The organism is Nesterenkonia haasae (genome assembly GCF_010119385.1).
GTDB classification, from domain to species: domain Bacteria; phylum Actinomycetota; class Actinomycetes; order Actinomycetales; family Micrococcaceae; genus Nesterenkonia; species Nesterenkonia haasae.
In genome coordinates this window covers 10,631-28,293 of record NZ_VFIE01000019.1, presented here as the reverse complement: position 1 = coordinate 28,293, position 17,663 = coordinate 10,631, and the positions used below count along the sequence as shown (strand labels likewise).

The 17,663-nt window shown below is 61.3% G+C and carries 15 protein-coding genes; 10 read left to right on the top strand and 5 right to left on the bottom strand.

Features of this window, described 5'->3' with window-relative positions; all coding sequences use genetic code 11:
• The 7 genes from FH975_RS06745 to FH975_RS06715 are packed head-to-tail and all read left to right on the top strand — an operon-like array spanning position 1 to position 7,056.
• Positions 1 to 3,033, top strand: coding sequence for a Na+/H+ antiporter subunit A (locus FH975_RS06745; RefSeq protein ID WP_153078286.1), 3,033 nt, complete (start codon positions 1 to 3; stop codon positions 3,031 to 3,033).
• On the top strand, positions 3,030 to 3,560 hold the full coding sequence (locus tag FH975_RS06740; protein ID WP_162320661.1) for a Na(+)/H(+) antiporter subunit C: 531 nt from the start codon (positions 3,030 to 3,032) through the stop codon (positions 3,558 to 3,560). The genes FH975_RS06745 and FH975_RS06740 overlap by 4 nt, the downstream gene beginning before the upstream one ends.
• Positions 3,560 to 5,314: a Na+/H+ antiporter subunit D gene (locus FH975_RS06735; protein ID WP_162320660.1), complete on the top strand. Its 1,755-nt coding sequence runs from the start codon at positions 3,560 to 3,562 to the stop codon at positions 5,312 to 5,314. Before FH975_RS06740 ends, FH975_RS06735 begins: the two co-directional genes overlap by 1 nt.
• Positions 5,314 to 5,943: a Na+/H+ antiporter subunit E gene (locus FH975_RS06730; RefSeq protein WP_235928551.1), complete on the top strand. Its 630-nt coding sequence runs from the start codon at positions 5,314 to 5,316 to the stop codon at positions 5,941 to 5,943. The genes FH975_RS06735 and FH975_RS06730 overlap by 1 nt, the downstream gene beginning before the upstream one ends.
• Positions 5,940 to 6,500 carry a monovalent cation/H+ antiporter complex subunit F gene (locus FH975_RS06725; protein ID WP_153078289.1) on the top strand — a complete coding sequence of 187 codons (561 nt, stop codon included), beginning with the start codon at positions 5,940 to 5,942 and terminating at the stop codon, positions 6,498 to 6,500. Before FH975_RS06730 ends, FH975_RS06725 begins: the two co-directional genes overlap by 4 nt.
• Complete coding sequence (gene mnhG, locus FH975_RS06720) at positions 6,490 to 6,876, top strand: monovalent cation/H(+) antiporter subunit G (RefSeq protein ID WP_153078290.1); 387 nt, start codon at positions 6,490 to 6,492, stop codon at positions 6,874 to 6,876. The genes FH975_RS06725 and mnhG overlap by 11 nt, the downstream gene beginning before the upstream one ends.
• A gap of 9 nt (positions 6,877 to 6,885) precedes the next feature.
• Positions 6,886 to 7,056 (top strand): hypothetical protein, encoded by a 171-nt coding sequence (locus FH975_RS06715; RefSeq protein ID WP_153078291.1) that lies wholly within the window; start codon positions 6,886 to 6,888, stop codon positions 7,054 to 7,056.
• Between the two features lie 2 nt (positions 7,057 to 7,058).
• On the opposite strand, the gene FH975_RS06710 is transcribed toward FH975_RS06715, so the two are convergent.
• The gene (locus FH975_RS06710) at positions 7,059 to 7,331 is read right to left on the bottom strand and encodes a DUF4235 domain-containing protein (protein WP_162320659.1); all 273 of its coding nucleotides are present in this window, start codon (positions 7,329 to 7,331) and stop codon (positions 7,059 to 7,061) included.
• Positions 7,332 to 7,422: 91 nt separating this feature from the next.
• Here FH975_RS06710 and FH975_RS06705 point away from each other — a divergent pair, with 91 nt between their 5' ends.
• Positions 7,423 to 8,244: a carbon-nitrogen hydrolase family protein gene (locus FH975_RS06705; RefSeq protein WP_162320658.1), complete on the top strand. Its 822-nt coding sequence runs from the start codon at positions 7,423 to 7,425 to the stop codon at positions 8,242 to 8,244.
• Positions 8,245 to 8,249: 5 nt separating this feature from the next.
• On the opposite strand, the gene FH975_RS06700 is transcribed toward FH975_RS06705, so the two are convergent.
• From FH975_RS06700 to FH975_RS06690, 3 genes are all read right to left on the bottom strand, one after another.
• On the bottom strand, positions 8,250 to 10,649 hold the full coding sequence (locus tag FH975_RS06700) for an ATP-binding cassette domain-containing protein (RefSeq protein ID WP_162320657.1): 2,400 nt from the start codon (positions 10,647 to 10,649) through the stop codon (positions 8,250 to 8,252).
• A 1-nt stretch (position 10,650) separates the two neighbouring features.
• Positions 10,651 to 11,301 carry an ECF transporter S component gene (locus FH975_RS06695; protein WP_153078295.1) on the bottom strand — a complete coding sequence of 217 codons (651 nt, stop codon included), beginning with the start codon at positions 11,299 to 11,301 and terminating at the stop codon, positions 10,651 to 10,653.
• A 175-nt stretch (positions 11,302 to 11,476) separates the two neighbouring features.
• Positions 11,477 to 12,409, bottom strand: a complete 933-nt coding sequence (locus FH975_RS06690; RefSeq protein ID WP_153078296.1) for an aminotransferase class IV — start codon at positions 12,407 to 12,409, stop codon at positions 11,477 to 11,479.
• A gap of 57 nt (positions 12,410 to 12,466) precedes the next feature.
• Between FH975_RS06690 and cls the strand changes: the two genes are divergently transcribed.
• Together cls and FH975_RS06680 are read left to right on the top strand one after the other, a co-directional pair.
• The gene (gene cls, locus FH975_RS06685; RefSeq protein WP_153078297.1) at positions 12,467 to 13,975 is read left to right on the top strand and encodes a cardiolipin synthase; all 1,509 of its coding nucleotides are present in this window, start codon (positions 12,467 to 12,469) and stop codon (positions 13,973 to 13,975) included.
• A 108-nt stretch (positions 13,976 to 14,083) separates the two neighbouring features.
• Positions 14,084 to 14,905, top strand: a complete 822-nt coding sequence (locus tag FH975_RS06680; protein WP_153078298.1) for a hypothetical protein — start codon at positions 14,084 to 14,086, stop codon at positions 14,903 to 14,905.
• A 38-nt stretch (positions 14,906 to 14,943) separates the two neighbouring features.
• Here FH975_RS06680 and FH975_RS06675 read toward each other — a convergent pair.
• On the bottom strand, positions 14,944 to 17,663 hold a 2,720-nt coding region (locus tag FH975_RS06675; protein WP_235928550.1), incomplete at its 5' end, for an MMPL family transporter.

Sequence of the window (17,663 nt, the reverse complement as noted above, 5' to 3'; positions counted from 1 at the left end):
GTGATCGTCGCTCTCGCTGTGCTGTTCGCAGTGAGCATCCTCATCCCGGTCCTCTACTCCTGGTGGGGACGTAAGACCTTCTACGTCCTGGCCGCGGTCCTAACAGCTGCCTTCCTGTGGACTTTCTTCTACCTGCCTGACGTTATTTCCGCCGACCAGGACGCGCTCATCGGGGCCTCCAACGCGCCGCCCGCTGAGGTTTTCGCGTGGATACCCCAACTAGGTGTGGAACTCGCCTTCCGCATGGACGCACTGAGCCTGGTGATGTCGATGCTGATTACAGGTGTTGGCGCTGCCGTCATGCTCTACTGTGCCCGGTACTTCCCTGCCACTGAGCGTGGTGCGGGGCCGTTCGCTGCTCAGTTATTCGCCTTCGCAGCATCCATGCTGGGCCTGGTGCTCTCCGATGACCTGGTGATGCTCTTCATCTTCTGGGAACTCACCACGGTCCTGTCCTTCCTGCTCATCGGGTACTCCGCGCACCGCATCTTCGCTCGCCGATCTGCCATCCAAGCGCTCGTGGTGACCACGTTCGGAGGCCTCGTGATGCTGGTGGGCCTGCTGTGGATCGGTGAGCTCGCCGGCTCCTACAGACTCTCTGACATTCTGGCCGCGTCAGATGAGCTGACCGGTACAGCCGTGGACATCGCGATCGTACTCATCCTTATCGGTGCTGTGTCTAAGTCAGCCTTGGTCCCATTCCACTTCTGGCTTCCGGCCGCCATGGCAGCACCGACTCCAGTGTCGGCCTACCTCCATGCGGCCGCCATGGTGAAAGCCGGAGTCTATCTCGTCGCCCGTTTCGCGCCAGGGTTTCACGACACCGCCTTCTGGTTGCCCCTGGTGCTCGGCCTAGGGCTGATCACAATGCTTGTCGGGGCATATCGGGCCCTGCGCCAAACAGACATCAAACTAGTCCTTGCCTACGGAACAGTCTCGCAACTGGGTTTCCTCATCATGGTCAACGGCCTCGGAACCCAGGACGCGGCCCTCGCCGGTATCGCCATGCTGCTCGCTCATGGACTGTTCAAAGCCGCACTATTCATGGTGGTCGGAATCGTCGACCACAAAACCGGTACGCGGGACTTGCGTGGGCTCTCTGGCATCGGCGCTGCGCAGAGGCCGCTGTTTATCGTGTCGCTCATCGCTACTGCCTCCATGGCAGGGCTGCCGCCGCTCTTCGGCTTCGTGGCCAAAGAGGTGGTCTTCGAGTCGTTCTATGGATATGCGGAGCTCAACGGAGTATGGGGGTGGGTGGTGCTCTGCGGCATCGTGATTGCCTCCGCGCTCACCGTGGCCTACTCGGCACGCTTTTTATGGGGCACTTTCGCCACCAAACGGCACCCTGCGGGCCACCCTGACGCCGGCGAACCCATGCAGGCCACCACATTCCACGGCAAACCCGACGCCGTCTTCCTCGCAGCTCCTGCGGTGCTGGCGGCGGCTACCGTTGTTTTCGCTCTGGCCCCACAGCCCCTGCAACTTCTGATCGAGCCGTTCGCCGGAATGTTCGATCCGGCTGACCCTGAGGTGGAGCCGACCTACTTGGCTCTGTGGCACGGCCTGACCCCGGTACTCGCGCTGTCAGTGCTGACCTGGGGTCTGGGTTTGGGGCTATTTTGGCTGCGCGGGCGTCGTGAAGGTGCGCTGCGTTCGCTGCCGGCAGCGCTGGACGCTGAACGGTCCTACCGCGCCAGTATCCGCGGACTGGACAATTTCGCCGCCTGGGTGACGTCGAAGACCCAGCGCGGTTCGCTCGGCTGGTATCTGTTCATCATCGTTGCGGTAGCCACCGGAGTCCCGGCGGGGGTCGTGGCCTTCACCGGTCACACCTTCCCGGACCACATCATCCTGGCAGAAGGTCCCATGCAAGTGGTCCTCGGGGCACTGATCGTTGCCGGTGGGCTCGGCGCCGTGTGGGCACCCAAACGCTTCATGGCCGTACTCATGGTCAGCCTGTGCGGTTGGGGGATCGCTGGCCAGTTTGCACTCCAAGGCGCGCCAGACCTGGCGCTTACTCTGCTCCTTGTGGAGTCGATCATCCTGGTGGTGTTCGTATTGGCGCTGCGCACACTACCGGCCGGCATTTGGACTCAGAACCCCACCCGGTTCCGGGCAGGCAGAGCGCTGCTTGGGGCTGCATTCGGTCTGATCGTCATGATTGCAACGGCGATCGCGATGGACCGGCGGGTCGCGGAACCGATAAGTGTGGAGTACCCGTGGATGAGCTACGACGTCGGCCACGGCGCAAACATCGTCAATGTCACCCTGGTCGATATCCGTGTCTGGGACACCTTCGGCGAGATCACGGTGATTGCCGCCGCGGCCACCGGAGTGGCCAGCCTCATCTTCGTCAAACGCCGTGATGTTCAGCGCCGAGAGCTGCACGAAGTGCCGACAGGTTCAGTCGGGCGTGTACTCTCCGACAAGGCGCTTTCCCCGCAACAAGCCAAAGAGGTTCAGGTCGCACGCAGTTTTGCCACCGTTGCGCGCGAGGCCTGGCTCGTAGCTGGCCGGACCTTGGCACCGGAGCACCGGTCAATCATCTTCGAAGTCGTCACCCGGCTTATGTTCCATGCCATCATCCTGCTCTCCATCTACCTCCTCTTGGCTGGTCATAATACGCCGGGCGGGGGCTTCGCTGGGGGGCTGCTGGCAGGACTTGCGTTTGTGCTGCGCTATTTGGCCGGGGGCCGCTACGAGCTGGAAGCCGCCATTCCGTTCTCCGCTGGAGCGCTGATGGGGTGGGGCCTAGCAGTGGCATGCTTCACCGGTGTCATGCCGCTGATCTTCGGCGGTCAGGCCTTCCAGAGTTTCGTTGTGGATCTCCACCTGCCTCTCCTGGGGGAGCACCACTTGGTGTCCTCTGTGCTGTTCGACGTCGGCGTCTACCTCGTAGTAATCGGTCTCATTGTGGATGTGTTGCGCAGCCTGGGCTCTGAAATCGATGTGCGCAGCGAGCAGGACAACCGTAGGGACACCTCCCTGGGTCACGGTATTCATTCCCAGACCTCTCTGGGGGTGGCGAGATGACCATTAACCTCACGCTGCTGATCGTGATGGGCGCGATGCTGGCTATAGGCATCTACCTGATGTTGGAACGTTCGTTGACTCGGGTCCTTCTGGGCATCATCCTGATCTCCAATGGTGTGAACCTGCTAATCCTGCAGACCGCGGGCCGGTCCGGGGAGAGCCCCATTGTTCGGGATGGTCTAGGCGCAGAAGATTACCTGGATCCGTTGCCGCAGGCACTGCTCTTGACTGCGATCGTCATTGCTTTCGCCATGGTCGCCATACTGCTGGCCCTCATCTACCGCTCCTGGGTGATCGCCCGACAGGATGAAGTGACCGATGATGAGGAGGACCGCCGGGTGGCCACCACAATCGGTGCTCACGACCCGGAAGAAGATGACGAGGTTGGTGCCGAAACGTCAGAGTTCATTGACTCAGTGGATCCCGCTACCGGCGCTGTTCGGGCAGTGAATCCCGCCGAACGTAATCGTGACGCGGACAGCGACGCGGCGCCCGGCAGCGGAGCTCATCAGGCAGGTGAAAGCTGATGCAGTTCAACGTGGTCGACTTTGTCCCGCTGGCGGTGCTCATTCCGTTCTTCGGCGCCGCCTTCGCCTTCGCGTTCTACCGCAACCAGGCGACCCAGAAGGCCATCACTATCGGTGCCCTCATCATCACCGTAGTGCTGGAGATCGTCCTACTGTCCGAGGTGTGGCACGGAGGCACCCACGCGGTTCAGCTGGCTGGCTGGCCCGCCCCGTTCGGCATCTCGATGGTGATTGACCGGTTTGCCGCCCTGATGCTGGTGGTCTCCTCGATCATCACCCTGGCCGTGCTGCTCTACGCCGTGGGACAAGGTGCAGCAGAGGAGAGAAACGACTCGGGGCCCGTCTCGATCTTCTACCCGACCTATCTCATCCTGGTGGCCGGGGTCTCTAATGCGTTCCTCGCCGGCGACCTGTTCAACCTCTATGTGGGCTTCGAAATCTTCCTGACGGCGTCCTATGTTCTGTTGACCCTCGGTGGTGGTGAAGCGCGCATCCGGGCCGGGGTGACGTACGTGGTGGTCTCGATCCTGTCCTCCATGCTGTTCCTGATCACCATCGGGCTGATGTACGCTGCGACCGGCACCGTGAACCTGGCTGATCTGGCACTGAAGCTCACGGAACTCGATCTTGGCACGCAACTGATGCTGCACGTGATGCTGTTGGTCGCCTTCGGCATCAAAGCTGCTGTGTTCCCCCTGGCGTTCTGGCTGCCAGACTCCTATCCCACCGCACCAGCGCCAGTGACCGCAGTCTTCGCCGGATTGCTCACCAAGGTGGGCATCTACGCCATGATCCGCACTGAGACACTGCTGTTCCCGGGGGAGCGGATCAATACCGTGTTGATGGTGGTGGCGGCACTGACCATGATTGTCGGCATTCTCGGCGCCTTGGCTCAGGCTGACATCAAACGTATGCTCTCCTTCACGCTGATCAGCCATATCGGCTACCTTGTGTTCGGGTTGGCCCTGAGCAGCGTCATCGGGATGGCCGCAACCATCTACTACGTGGCCCACCACATCACCATCCAAACCACGCTGTTCCTGGTCACTGGGCTCATCGAACGCCGCGCAGGCACCTCCAACGTCGACAAGCTCGGCGGTCTGGCGCGCATCTCGCCGGTGCTGGCAATCCTGTTCTTCCTACCTGCCATGAACCTGGCCGGGATCCCCCCGTTCTCCGGGTTCGTGGGGAAACTGGGCATAATTCAGGGCGGAATCGCGGAGAACACATGGATTACCTGGACCCTGGTGTTCGCCTCGGTGCTGACCTCACTGTTGACGCTGCTGGCTGTGGTGCGAATCTGGGCCCGAGGATTCTGGCGCAAGGCAGAAGATGTGGAGAAGCCGGAGCGCATCCTGATCCAAAAGACGCTGGCTCACGCTCGAGCGGCGAATAAGCGACTGCTGCCGAGCGCAATGGTCGCCCCCACAGCCCTTTTGGTCGCAATGTCGCTGGCTTTCACCGTCTTCGCCGGACCGCTGATGAACTTCTCCCGCGCCGCAGCCCAGGATATGTACGAACGAACCCCATACCTGGAGGCTGTTCTGGGGGAGGAGCGCGTCGATGGGGTGCGCGAAGAGCTGGTGGAGTTCACCACCGGTTACGTGGTCGACCTCGACACTGACGACGACGGCGCGGCCGAGTTTGCCCCCGTACGTACCTCTCTGCAACCGGAGATGGAATCCGATGAAGGCGGTTCCACCAGTGTGGATGTTGATGAACAGAACGATCCCGCCGACGGAGGGGATCAGTGATGCGACGGCCCAAGACCCCGCTGATGCTTGATGTTCCGCTCATCCTGTTCCTCGGCGTGTTCTGGATGGCCGTCTGGCAGAGTTTCGAGATCGGCACCTTCCTCATCGGCGTCGTCTACGCGACGATCATCGTGCGGGTCTTCTACTTGCCACCGCTGCGCGGTACGGGTCGAGTGAACCTGTTCTGGGGTGCCGTGTTCTTGGCGCGGTTCCTCTTCAAAATGGTGCTGGCAAGCTTCCAGGTCTCGTGGTTAGCAGTGGTGAGGGGTCCACGAATCCGCAACTCCATCATCGCCATCCAGCTGCGCAGTCATGACGATCTCATCATCACCCTCACCGGCCATGCCCTCGCCCTGGTCCCCGGTTCACTCGTGCTCGACGTGGACCGCACCACAGCCACTCTGTATCTGCATGCGCTCAACGTCACCGACGATCATGCGGCGGAGAAAATACGGCAGGACGCACTCCGCACGGAGGCGCTGCTGATCCGGACTGGAGGCAGCCGCTCGGATTTGGCAGTGGTGAAGGCCGAGACTCGGTTGGGTCGCGTAGCCGGTCTCTCAAAAACCCAGCGAGACACCCCCTTCGCGGCTCCGGCGGCCGAACTACAGGAGGAGGACACACCGTGACGCTACTGGACTATTCGTATTGGATCACCCAGTTTCTGCTTGCGCTCGGGGTCCTCTGCGCGGTCTACCGCGTCTACAAGGGCCCCTCCGTCCTAGACAGGGTCATCAGCGTTGACGTCATCCTCATCATCGTCGGATCCGTGATGCTGGTGGAGATGGCATACAACGGGTCCACGGACTACATCCTGTTTGTTGTGGTCACGGCGGTTATTGGGTTCCTCGGTGCAGTGGCCATTGCCCGATACGTAGCGGTCCGCCAACCGGACTCCGAAGACAGGGTCCGCCGCGCTGAAGAGCAGGCCACAGCCATTACCGGTGAGCCCGCCCCAGAACCGGAAATCCCAGGGTCGGCCTGGGGATCCGGCGCATACCCCCACGGCGGCACACTCTTGGAGGACGAATCAACCTCCTGGTTCGCAGCCTTGGCACGTTCGGGGTTCGTTCCCAAACGCAATAAGCACGACGACGTCAGCGAACCCCGCACCGATAACACCCCTGACGATCCTGAGGACGGTTCTGGCCCCCAGCCGGGATCAGGAGGTACCCATGACTCTTGACACCGTGTTGGACGGCACTGCCGCAATATTCATGGTGGTCGGCGGGCTGATGTCTTTGGCCGCCGGAATCGGCCTGGTGCGCTTTCCCGATCTGCATTCCCGCATGCATGCCGCCACGAAGCCTCAGGTGCTGGGACTGCTGATGCTGGTCCTGTCCGCAGCCATCATGTGGCGTTCCTGGTCATGGGTAGCTATCGCATTGTTAGCCTGGGGCCTCATGATCCTCACCGCACCTGTCAGTGCCCACGTGGTGGGCCGGGCGGGCTACCGCACCAAGCACATGCGGGCGGACCTGCTGGCCGACGACGAATTGGCCACCGCGGTGGATCGCCTCTCCCGACAACGTGGGGTGCGCAGGGAAGTCAAAGACGACTAAGGTAGAGACATGATACTGAAACTCGCCTTTGGAGGCATTGCCATTCTGGCAGCGGTGGCAGGCATCGTCGCGATCACTGGCGACCCTGCGGTCGCTTCAGCATTCGCTTTCGGAGGCGCCGTGCTTTCCGGTATCAGCTTGGCTTACCTCATAGGTCGTGACGGGAAAAAGGCTCTCTAGCCTCAGACCTCGGACTTAGCTCCGTAGGACTTGCTGATCTTCTGCACGCTCGCTTTGGCTCCACGCTGGGATAACACCTGAACTGCAGCGCTGACCGCCGCAGAGGTCACGCCGAAAACCAGCGCGCGTTTGATATCGACTGCGTCTACCTCGTCATTCTTGGGAGGCTCTTCGCCGGTGATCTGCTCCCACGCGAAGTCGAAGACCTTGGAAGCCACGAACCCGGCTCCCAACGAGATCCCAAGAGTGAGGCCCTTTTCAATCAGTTTGTCCATGGTGTCGCTCCTAATAGGCATATAACTCGGAATATGTGACCAACACTAGCGGAGTCCGCTGAACAGAGCCTAGACCCCATAGAGTTGAGTTATGAGAATTGCTGTCGCACAGATCGTCACAGGCGAGGACATCCAGGAGAATCTGCGCCTGGTAGAGACCTGGACTGCTCGGGCCGCCGAGGTCGGAGCTGAATTAGTGGTCTTTCCCGAAGCCACCCAGCGCGCCTTCGGCTACTCTCTGACTCCCATTGCCGAGGACGTCTCGGGAGCGTGGGGAAGCGCGGTGCACAAAATTGGCCAACGGCATGGTGTTGTCGTTGTGGTCGGCATGTTTACCCCTGGGGCCCCCGCAGAAGACGAGAACCGCCAGCGGGTGAAGAACACCCTCTTGGCAGCCGGCCCCTCCGTTTTCGTCAGCTACGACAAGCTCCACCTCTACGACGCATTCGGATTCCAAGAATCACGAACCGTTGAACCAGGCCAGCGACAGGTCCGTTTCGGCACGGGGGGTCTGCTCTTCGGCCTGGCGACCTGCTACGACATTCGGTTCCCCGAACTCTTCCGTTCCCATGCGGTCAACGGCACCCACGCGACGATCCTGCCCGCCTCTTGGGCTGCCGGCCCCGGCAAGGTGGAGCAGTGGAAAACACTTGCCATTGCTCGCGCCCTGGACTCGACTCAATATGTGATTGCCTGCGGCCAAGGCTTGCCGGCTGCCGCCGGAGTTGAGGCACCGGAAGGCGCGCCCACAGGTGTGGGACACTCACTCATCGTCTCTCCCACCGGGGAGATTCTGGCTGCAGCGGGCGAAGAGCCCGAGCTGCTGGTTGCGGATATCGACGCGGAGACCGTCCAACACGCCCGCAAAGTGCTGCCGGTGTTGGTCAACGCTCGCCAAGATCTCAACCTCTGACGCACCTACATCCACACCAGGTTCCAGGTTCCAGCAAAAATGGCGGTGGCAGTAGCCGATGCGGCGATAGCTAACCCGCCGAGGACTACGACGCCGTCAGCCCGAGTGAAACACGCAGAGCGGGACCAAGTCCGTTCACCTGCACCGAATCCGCGTGACTCCATAGTCACCGCTAAACGCGTGGCAATCCGGATCGCTTGAACCAGAAGCCCGAACGCCTGAGAGAGGAATCGGGTGCCCAGACCACGGGCTCGCCGCGCGTGTCCCAGAGTCGTCCAGTGCGCAGCCATCAGGCCCAGCAGCCGCATCGCCGCCAGAGCGCCCAGGACGAAACGGGCCGGGAGCTTCAGCTGCTGCGCCAAGGCGTCCGCCAGGTCAGTCGGGTCAGTAGTTGAGAAAATGAGCACGCTCGGCAAGACGATCGCGAACGCCCTGGCGCCCAGGGAGAGCCCCATCTCGAGGGAGCCTGTGGAGATAGTGGTGAGCCCGAGATCGAGCAGCACCCGCCCTGATTCCTCGGCGGCAACAGCAGCGCCCCACACCGCCATGACGGCAGCAGCTGCGAAGATCCATATCCGTCTGAGGAATGTGCCCAAACGAATATTCGCCACTGGCAGGAGTGCGAAACAGGCAACCGCCACCACGGCCGCGGAGACGGGGTCGATAGTTGATATCAGCGCAATGGTGATGAAGCTCAGCGCAATCAACTTTGCCAGGGGTCCACGTCGACCAAGCCAGGACGTGTCCCGCACAGCGGAGAGTAGCGGGGTGGCAGTGGCCCCGGCCGTTGATGTATCAGCATTTGGGGGCTCCTCGGCTTCAGCAGCGGTGAGCGCGAAAACATCTGCGTCCAGTGCCCGCAGAAAGTCCCGATCGTGAGTGACAGCCACCACCGTTCCCCCAGAGTCCAGATGCTCTCTGAGCAGCCCAATGAGCTCACCGAAGGTATGCGCGTCCTGGCCGAACGTCGGTTCGTCGAGCATCAACACTTCAGGACCCGCAGCAAGAGCGGTTCCCACCGAGAGGCGGCGTTTCTCTCCACCGGAGAGTGTAAAAGGGTTCGCTTCGGCCAGATGTGTCAGGCGTAGCCGGTCAAGGAGCGCAGCCACGCGTTCAGTCACCTCCTGGTCGGTGAACAGAGATTCTTTGGTTCCGGGTACTTTCGCCTGTTCCGCTGAGAGTCGTAGCTCTTGGGTGACAGTGTGCCGCACGAACTGGTGTTCCGGTTCTTGAAATACGGTGCCGATGCGCGACGTCAGATCTGCTGAGCGCCAGTGATGGGGGGAGCTCGGCAGTCGTGCGCCCTGTTCTCCTTTGAGGCGGGCACTTGCCGTGATGACACCGCCGTGGGGTGCCAGCAATCCGCCGAGAGTCAGCAGGAGCGTTGATTTTCCCGCTCCATTCCGCCCTGTGATACCTGTCGCCACCCCACTGTCGAGCGTGATGTCTAATCCGCTGAGCACAGGTTGCGGCGGCGGCGTCTTGCGCCAAGATCGGGCAGAACTCTGCCGACTGACAGCCAATTCGGTTCCGGTCAGTAACGCCTGATCAGCAGAGTCGTCGGGTAGCTGTCCGGGGGAGAGCCAGGTGGGGAGTGCCTCCACGACATCATGGTCAGGCACCCACAAACCGGCGTCGACCAATTCTGCACGCAGAGCCTCGTCGTGATGAAGCGCGCTGGCTGGGAGACGATGTCGAATGCCGCCCCCAGGCTCGAGGACGATCAGCGTATCGACCTGGTTCAGCCACGTACCGAGCCTGTGTTCAACCACGATCAGCGTGGCGCCGGTGGCCTGTGCTGCTGTCACCACCGAGTCGCGGACATGATCAGTGCCCTCCGGGTCTAGGTTCGCCGTCGGTTCATCGAGCAGCAGAAGCCCCGGCTGCATGGCCAAGATACCGGCCAGAGCTAGCCGCTGTTTCTGGCCTCCGGAAAGAGCTGCAGTGGAATGGTCAAGGGGGAGATGACCCAGCCCCACAGCCTGCAGAGCCTGCCGGCACCGGTCAGGTATCTCCGCTCGGGGTACCGCAAGGTTTTCACAGGCGAAGGCCACATCGTCACCGATTCGGGACAGCACCACTTGCGACTCGGGGTCCTGCTGCATGAGGCCGGCACGTCCGCGTGCTTGCTCCGGTGGCACGCCGTCGAGCCGGAGGTCACCGAAAGAACCGGCGTCGTCGTCCTGAAGGACCCCTGCTATCGCGTGCAGAAGCGTGGACTTGCCCGCTCCGGAGGCGCCGGCGAGGAGGACCTTCTCACCGGCCGCAATGTCCAGATTCACACCCTTGAAGGCGGGCCGCTCACGATCAGCGTGGTGGTAGGAGAAGCTGGCAGCGGTGATGTGCACACCGGGCGCCGCAGTACCCGTGGTTGCCCACGGCTGCCCAGGCGTCGTCGTGCTCATTTCAGGCGGAAGAAGGTGCAGCAGGAGCCTCACGGACCCGCGTACCGAATGCAGACTCGCGGTGCGCCTTGCGGGAACGCAGAGGTGCTAGCGCGCCGGTCGCTGCCAGTCCACGCGTGGCAAGCCACGGCAGGAAACCGGCTATTACTGCCCCAGAAATGGCGAACCCGATAATGTGGGTCATGGTGCCGACAGCATCGTACTGGTAGTAGCTGGCGATCCAGTTCTCGTTGATTCCTCCGGCCAGCCCCGCGGCAGCTCCCGCCAGCACGGCCACATCCACCGTGAACCGCCGGTAGAGGAACGCCAGCAGAATCAGTTCCGCGCCGACGCCCTGGACGAATCCGGAGAGCAGCACACCGAGTCCCCACTGTGAGCCGAGCAGAGCCGAGACTGCAGCGGCGACCATTTCGCAGTAGATGGCTGCACCGGGCTTGCGGATAATAAGGGCACCCAGCACCGCAGGGAACAACCACATTCCGGCCACCAGCGAGGCCGAGGGGGGATAAGCGATGAAGAGTGTGCTCACGGCGTGGTAGGAGAGGTTCCACCCCCAGAAGATCACACCCGAGGCGACAGCCAGGGTGGACGCGACAACAATGTCGCTGACAGTCCAGCGTTGACGGATGGGCGCAGTTGCAGATGATTTCATGACGACTTCCTTCGCAGGTTCTAGCCTGGGCAGGTTCAAGGGTCTGGGCCGATAGCCCACTCTCAGCGCCTGGGAACCGGTAACGGCTCTGCTGCGGACGCTCCCCTGTCGGACGGGTTACATTGTTCAGTTGTTCGGCGTTATCCTAGCACTGCTGAGGATGTGCCTCCTGCGTTTAGCCAGCCTCGTTCAGGAAACTCAGCAGAGCAGTCGTCAGCTCTTCGTCAACCGCGACACTGTGATCATCGATCCGGCCGATGGGAGAGACGAGCTTCACTGACCCAGTGAGCCACAGGAACTGGGCGTCGTGGAGGTCTTCAGTGGTGACGGGCCCCAAGGAGGTCCTCCAGCCAGCCTGCTCGGCGGCGCGAAAGATCGTAGCCTGGGTCGTGCCGGGCAAAATGCCAGCGTCCGGGCTCGGTGTCCTCAAATGAACCTGCCCGTCGCTGGACCGATGTCCGAGCAGAATGGAGGAGACGGGTCCTTCCAGCACCTTGCCGTCTGAAGAGGTGAATATGACGTCGTCGTGCCCGTGCTTAGCCGCCCACCTCAGTGCGGCCATATTCACCGCATAACTGAGTGTCTTTGCGCCCAAAAGGAGCCAAGGCGCGCGCTCAGAGGCACCGGAATCGTATCCGCGGTCGAGGAGGGTGACGCTGATGGGGCGCCCGCGCGATGTCCGCACCTTCTCAGAGACAGGCGTCAGCAGCGCCCAATACGTGCCGGAGAATGCCGGGTCATCACTGGCCGGCTCGCCATCGACCCCGCGTGAAGCAGTGATGCGAACGGCAACCTCGTCCGGTAGTCCTCCGCGGTTGCGGAACTCATCCAGGCCCAGTTCCACTGCAGCTCGCCACGCGTCCTGCGGCGGGATCCCAATATCAGTGATGGTGGCTGACCGTTGCAGTCTTTCGAGGTGAGCGGAGAACTTTCTGACGTGCCCTTGTTCAGCGAGCATCGTCTCAAAGATGCCGTCTCCGCGCACCGCACTGAGATCGGTCACCCGCAGTTGAGGCTGGTGGGGGTCAAAGATGATCCCCTCGGGGTGTTCGGCGTCAATCCGCACCCCCACGGCACGCAGGGCCTCTTCATCAAAACGTTCAGCCATACGCTTAGCTTATACCCAGCATAGGATTGGAAAGATGGAGTTGGACGGAGGTGCAGCATGCTATGGCCGCTGAGTGGTCTCGGCATTGATGCATTGCCCTTCTGGATAGTCATCATCGTTGTGGTCATCGAAGTCGGCATCCGAGTAGCCGTTATCGGCATCATTCCGGACAAACGCCGGCCCAACACCGCCATGGCATGGCTCCTAGCGATCTTCTTCATGCCACTCATTGCGCTGCCGCTGTTCCTCTTAATTGGACGGAACAAACTTTCCGCCCGCAGACGGCAGCGGCAGGGAGCCATCAATAAGGCACTGTTGGAAGCGACCAGCCATATGGACCTTTCGGACCAGCTGCGCGACTACGACGAACAGCTCGGAGCGACGGCGGCGCTGAACCGAAACCTGGGAGCCTTCCCCATTCAAGAGGGAAATCACATCACGCTGATTTCCGGCTACCAGGAGTTCTTCATTCGTTTGGCCGCCGAAATCGACAGTGCCGAAGAGTATGTCCACGTCATGTTCTACATCGTGGGGGAGGACCCTGAGTACGCCGGGCCGGTGCTCGACGCCATGGAGAGAGCGGCCGCGCGGGGAGTGACCGTCAGATTCCTCTTCGACCACCTAGGCACTATGCGTGTTCGCGGCTATGGCAGGCTGCGCCGCCGCCTGAAGGAAGCCAGCAGAACGTGGCCGCACTTCCAGTGGCGTCGCATGCTTCCCATCCGCCCGCTCCGGCGCCGATTTTCGCGGTTGGATCTGCGCAATCACCGCAAAATTGTCGTCGTGGACTCTCAGTTGGCTTTCACTGGTTCCGCGAACCTGATTGAACCGCACTATCAGCGTCCGGCAGCTCAACGTATGGGCCGGCGCTGGGTGGAGATCAACGCCAAAGTCACTGGCCCGGTCGTCACCGGATTGGACATCGTCTTCGCTTCCGATTGGTATGCCGAAACGGGCGAAAACCTCGGAGAAAAGCTGCTGGTAGATTTGCAGGCCGATGAGGAGGCAGGTGGCGGTTCGCTAGTCCAAATCGTTCCCTCGGGGCCCGGCTTCCCCGAAGAGAACAACCTGCGGCTGTTCAATGATCTTATCTACCAGGCAACTCACCGGCTGATCATTTGCACGCCATACTTGGTTCCGGACGATTCGCTGCTCTACGCCGTCACCAACGCGGCGCACCGTGACGTGGACGTCGTAGTGCTGGTGACTCGTAAAGCTGACCAGTTCACCGTGCAACACGCCCAGCAGTCCTATTATCAGGCACTGTTGGAAGCAGGCGTGCGAATCTTCCGTTACCCCGAGCCGTATGTGCTGCACTCCAAGTTCATGATCGTGGACTATGACGTGGCAGTCCTGGGCTCCTCAAATATGGACATGCGTTCCTTCTCCTTGAATCTGGAAGTCACAATGATGCTCGTTGATGACGAAAAAGTCGCTGAGCTGAACGACATATTCGAGCAGTACCGCAGCATCTCGCACGAGCTTGAGCTGGAAGAATGGGCCTCTAGGCCGTGGCGGACCCGCTACCTGGACAATGTGTTCCGGCTTACCTCCGCACTCCAATGAGTGTCAACCCACTGCCTTGTTCTGAAAATTTCAACTATCCTAGGTCGCGTGCATTTGCCCTATCGGAGGTCCCACACCTGGAACAGCTCCCGGGTATGCCTATCCGTTGTGGCAGTTACCGCACTGGGAGTGCTGTGCGGATGCGGGGGTTCACAGCCCGATTCAGCAAATACCGTCACGCAAGAAACCGAGCCTTCCGACACCGGGACTGCAGCGCCAGAAGGCTCTGAGCAGACCACCGAAGGGACTGAAGAAGCCCCTGCTGAGGGGGCCGCTGAAGTGGAGGAGCCTGGCGCTCTGACCGACGAGGAGAAGCTCGAAGTCTTACTGAGCTCCGCGGACCTGGGGGTCTCCCCGGAGGTGCACGCCACGCATGAAGGCCTCTCCTACTTCCAGGAGAACATTGCAGTGGAATACACCCACTACACGGAGATCTTCGATGAAACCGAATGCGCCACGGCCATGGATCGGATCAACGTTGACCTCGTCGGAGAGGACCCGCAGAGCGGCTTGGCTCAGGCGTACACCCTGCCGCCGGAGGAGGGGACAGACGAGGAGTATCGCCCCCAGGTCTACGCATGGATGCTCAGTTATGACCGGGAGGTGGACACATCCAGCGTATGGAATTACGTCCACGAACACTGCACGGGCGTGCAGTTGCAGTCCGGCACCGATGAAGTGGAGATCGAGCCGTTCACTCTTGAGGACAGTGCAGAACTCAGCACGGACGGGGTCTCCATGGTCATCCACCGCGATGGCGCGCCCATCGACTCCCCAGCTGCTGTGCGACACTCTATGACCATAGACTTTGGCGACAACCTGGTGATGATCTCCGCAGTCGGCCTCAGTGAGACTGAATTCGCTGAGCTAGCCGCAGCCCAATCTCAAAAGTTGGCTGACTACGCTGAGTCTCAGGCCGACGACGCCTAGCACTGCGCGGCAACTGGCCGGCGGTGCCGCACCGGCTCCTAGACCCTGGACAGCTCTGGAGCTGTCGCTGGCTCAGCGGCAGCTGCTTCTGGTTTCAGAGTGCGCTCCAGCTTGGCGCCTTCGACGTCTACATCCGGCAGGATGGCATCCAGCCACTTCGGCAGCCACCATGAGGCGGGGCCGCACAGGTGCAGCAAGGCCGGCACCAAAAGCAGGCGAACCACGAAGGCATCGAGCAGTACACCGACGGCGAGACCCATACCGATCGAGGCGACCATGGGGTCAGGGGTAAATATGAACCCTGCAAACACGCTCGACATGATCAGGGCGGCGGCGATGACCACGGATCGTCCAGCATGCAGACCTTGTCGCACAGCCAGCCGTGGAGCAGCCCCATGGACATAGGCCTCCCGCATTCCCGATGCGGTGAATAGCTGATAGTCCATGGCCAAGCCGAACAGGATGCCGATCATGATCACTGGCAGGAACGTGAGGATCGGGCCGGGATTGGAAATCCCGAAGATGTCGGAGAACCATCCCCATTGGAAGACAGCCACCACCGTCCCCATGGCAGCGGATACTGAGCCGATGAATCCCAAGGTGGCGATGATGGGCAACAGCAACGACCGGAACACCATGACCATCAAGACGAGGGACAATCCCACTACTAGCCCCAGGTAGAGCGGCATGGCATCTGCGATATGGTCCGAGACGTCAATGTTGGCTGCGGTCAGCCCGGCCACAGACAGCTCGGTCTGCTCCGCGAGGTCCCCACTCAGCACCGTTCCATCACGGAACTCATGCACCAGTTCCTCTACTGACTCAGAAGCGGGGCCCTCTTCTGGAATGACCTGATATGCCGCGATGGTGTTGTCATCATTCATGCCGGCCGGCACGGCAGTGCCAATGCGCTGATGATCCATCAGCTCTTCCGCAACGTCGAGTTGGAGATCCTCGGCCTCCTCAGAGGAGAGACCAGTGGGAAAATCGGCCACAGCAATCAAAGGGCCGTTCATGCCCTGGCCGAAGGCCTCCTCAGTCGCCATGTAGGCCTGGTAGCTGGTGGAATCCTCTGCTTCTGTGCTGGCATCTGGCAGCCCCAAACGGATGGAGAGAGTAGGCACCGCCATCACCGCGAGCAGCACCAGCGCGCCAGCGGCAATAAGGATCGCCTTACCCGTGTGCATAGGGGTGGTGATGGGTTTCAGCTGCTGCATGCCCACATAGCGGCGCTCGCGGCGTCGCAGGATCCGGGTCCCCACCAGGCTCAGCAGGGCTGGAGTCATTGTCACAGCAATCAGCACCGCGATCGTCACGCAGACAGCAGCCACGGTCCCCATCAGCGCAAGGAAAGGAAGCCCCGATACGTTGAGGGCCAGCAGAGCGATGACTACGGTCGCTCCGGCGAAGACTACTGCGTTGCCTGCGGTTCCGTTGGCCATGGCAATGGACTCCCTGAGCGGGATGCCGTCCTTAAGCTGGCGACGGTGACGGTGAATGATGAACAGCGTGTAGTCGATACCCACGGCAAGACCGAGCATCAGTCCAAGGATCGGAGTGATGGACATCATTTCAACGACTGCCGAGAGCGACATTGCTCCGGCCACGCCAATGCCCACTCCAACGACCGCGTTCAGAAGCGGTAACCCAGCGCCTACAAGGGTTCCCAGCATGATGATGAGCACAGCTGCGGCGATCATCAGTCCGATAGCTTCTGCTACGGAGAACAGATGCGGCAGCTCAACATTGAGGTCACCTGAAGGGAGGACCTCCACCCCTTCGATGTCCGCAGCGAGAAGCTCTCCGGCGATTTCCTCAAGGTCCTCAGTGCCAACCTGCTCAAGGGGAATCTCGAATGTGATCATGCCGATCGCAGTGCTCTCATCCTCAGACACGGTGCTGGCCCCGGCCGCGAGGTCGAGGGCGCGCTCGCCACGTTCGACTGCCTGGGCAGGGTCGTCACCGTCGAGGCTGTCCTCCAGCTCTGACAGTTCTTCCTCAGCCGAGTCGAGCTCCGCACGCCCCTCGTCGAGTTCAGCTTCGGCAGCTTCGAGCTCAGCAACGCCCTGCTCAGCCTGCTCCACCTGCGTCAGGGCAGTCTGCAGCTGTTCGCGTTCTGCCACTACCTCTGCGCGAGCATTATTGAGTTCCTGCTCTACTGCGGGCCAGTAGCCACCTGCCAGTGCTTCATCGACTTGAGCGTCAATTTCTGCATCCGCAGCATCCAGCGCCGCCAGTCCGTTTTCGATCTCCTGGCGTGTTTGGGAGAGCTGATCCGCGCTTAGTCCGCCGGCTTCTAGGCCTGCCTCTAGCTCTTCCCACCCCGCGTCGAGTTCCTCACGGGCCTGATCCAACTCTGCTCGACCCTCGTCAATGTCCTGGCGTGCGTCTTCCACACTGAAGTCCTCAGGAAGCTCTTCCAGCTGCTCCCTGGCCTCTTCCAGCTCTTCGCGTCCCTCGGAGAGCTCGGTCTCCAGTTCAAACGGACTGCCTGTGGAGTTCACGGTCTGGTGCTCTTCGATGTCACCGAGCAAGTCCTCTATTGCGGCGATCTGTTCGTCAGTGAATGGCTCACCGTCAGTGGTACGGAATACCGTGTTCGCCGACCCCCCGGAGAGGTCCGGTAGCTCCTCAGCCAGCCGATCAGCGACCCGAGTGGTCTCCAGGTCCGGAACAGTGATCTGATCCGTGAGCTGTCCGCCGAATCCTGCGAAGGCAGCCACAGCCGCCAGCAACATGACGAACCATGCGGCGATTA

Coding starts and splice junctions, on each gene's coding strand:
- FH975_RS06740 (WP_162320661.1), top strand. CDS start 3,030: ATGACCATTAACCTCACGCTGCTGATCGTGATGGGCGCGATGCTGGCT.
- FH975_RS06735 (WP_162320660.1), top strand. CDS start 3,560: ATGCAGTTCAACGTGGTCGACTTTGTCCCGCTGGCGGTGCTCATTCCG.
- FH975_RS06730 (WP_235928551.1), top strand. CDS start 5,314: ATGCGACGGCCCAAGACCCCGCTGATGCTTGATGTTCCGCTCATCCTG.
- mnhG (WP_153078290.1), top strand. CDS start 6,490: ATGACTCTTGACACCGTGTTGGACGGCACTGCCGCAATATTCATGGTG.
- FH975_RS06715 (WP_153078291.1), top strand. CDS start 6,886: ATGATACTGAAACTCGCCTTTGGAGGCATTGCCATTCTGGCAGCGGTG.
- FH975_RS06710 (WP_162320659.1), bottom strand. CDS start 7,331: ATGGACAAACTGATTGAAAAGGGCCTCACTCTTGGGATCTCGTTGGGA.
- FH975_RS06705 (WP_162320658.1), top strand. CDS start 7,423: ATGAGAATTGCTGTCGCACAGATCGTCACAGGCGAGGACATCCAGGAG.
- FH975_RS06700 (WP_162320657.1), bottom strand. CDS start 10,649: ATGAGCACGACGACGCCTGGGCAGCCGTGGGCAACCACGGGTACTGCG.
- FH975_RS06695 (WP_153078295.1), bottom strand. CDS start 11,301: ATGAAATCATCTGCAACTGCGCCCATCCGTCAACGCTGGACTGTCAGC.
- FH975_RS06690 (WP_153078296.1), bottom strand. CDS start 12,409: ATGGCTGAACGTTTTGATGAAGAGGCCCTGCGTGCCGTGGGGGTGCGG.
- cls (WP_153078297.1), top strand. CDS start 12,467: ATGCTATGGCCGCTGAGTGGTCTCGGCATTGATGCATTGCCCTTCTGG.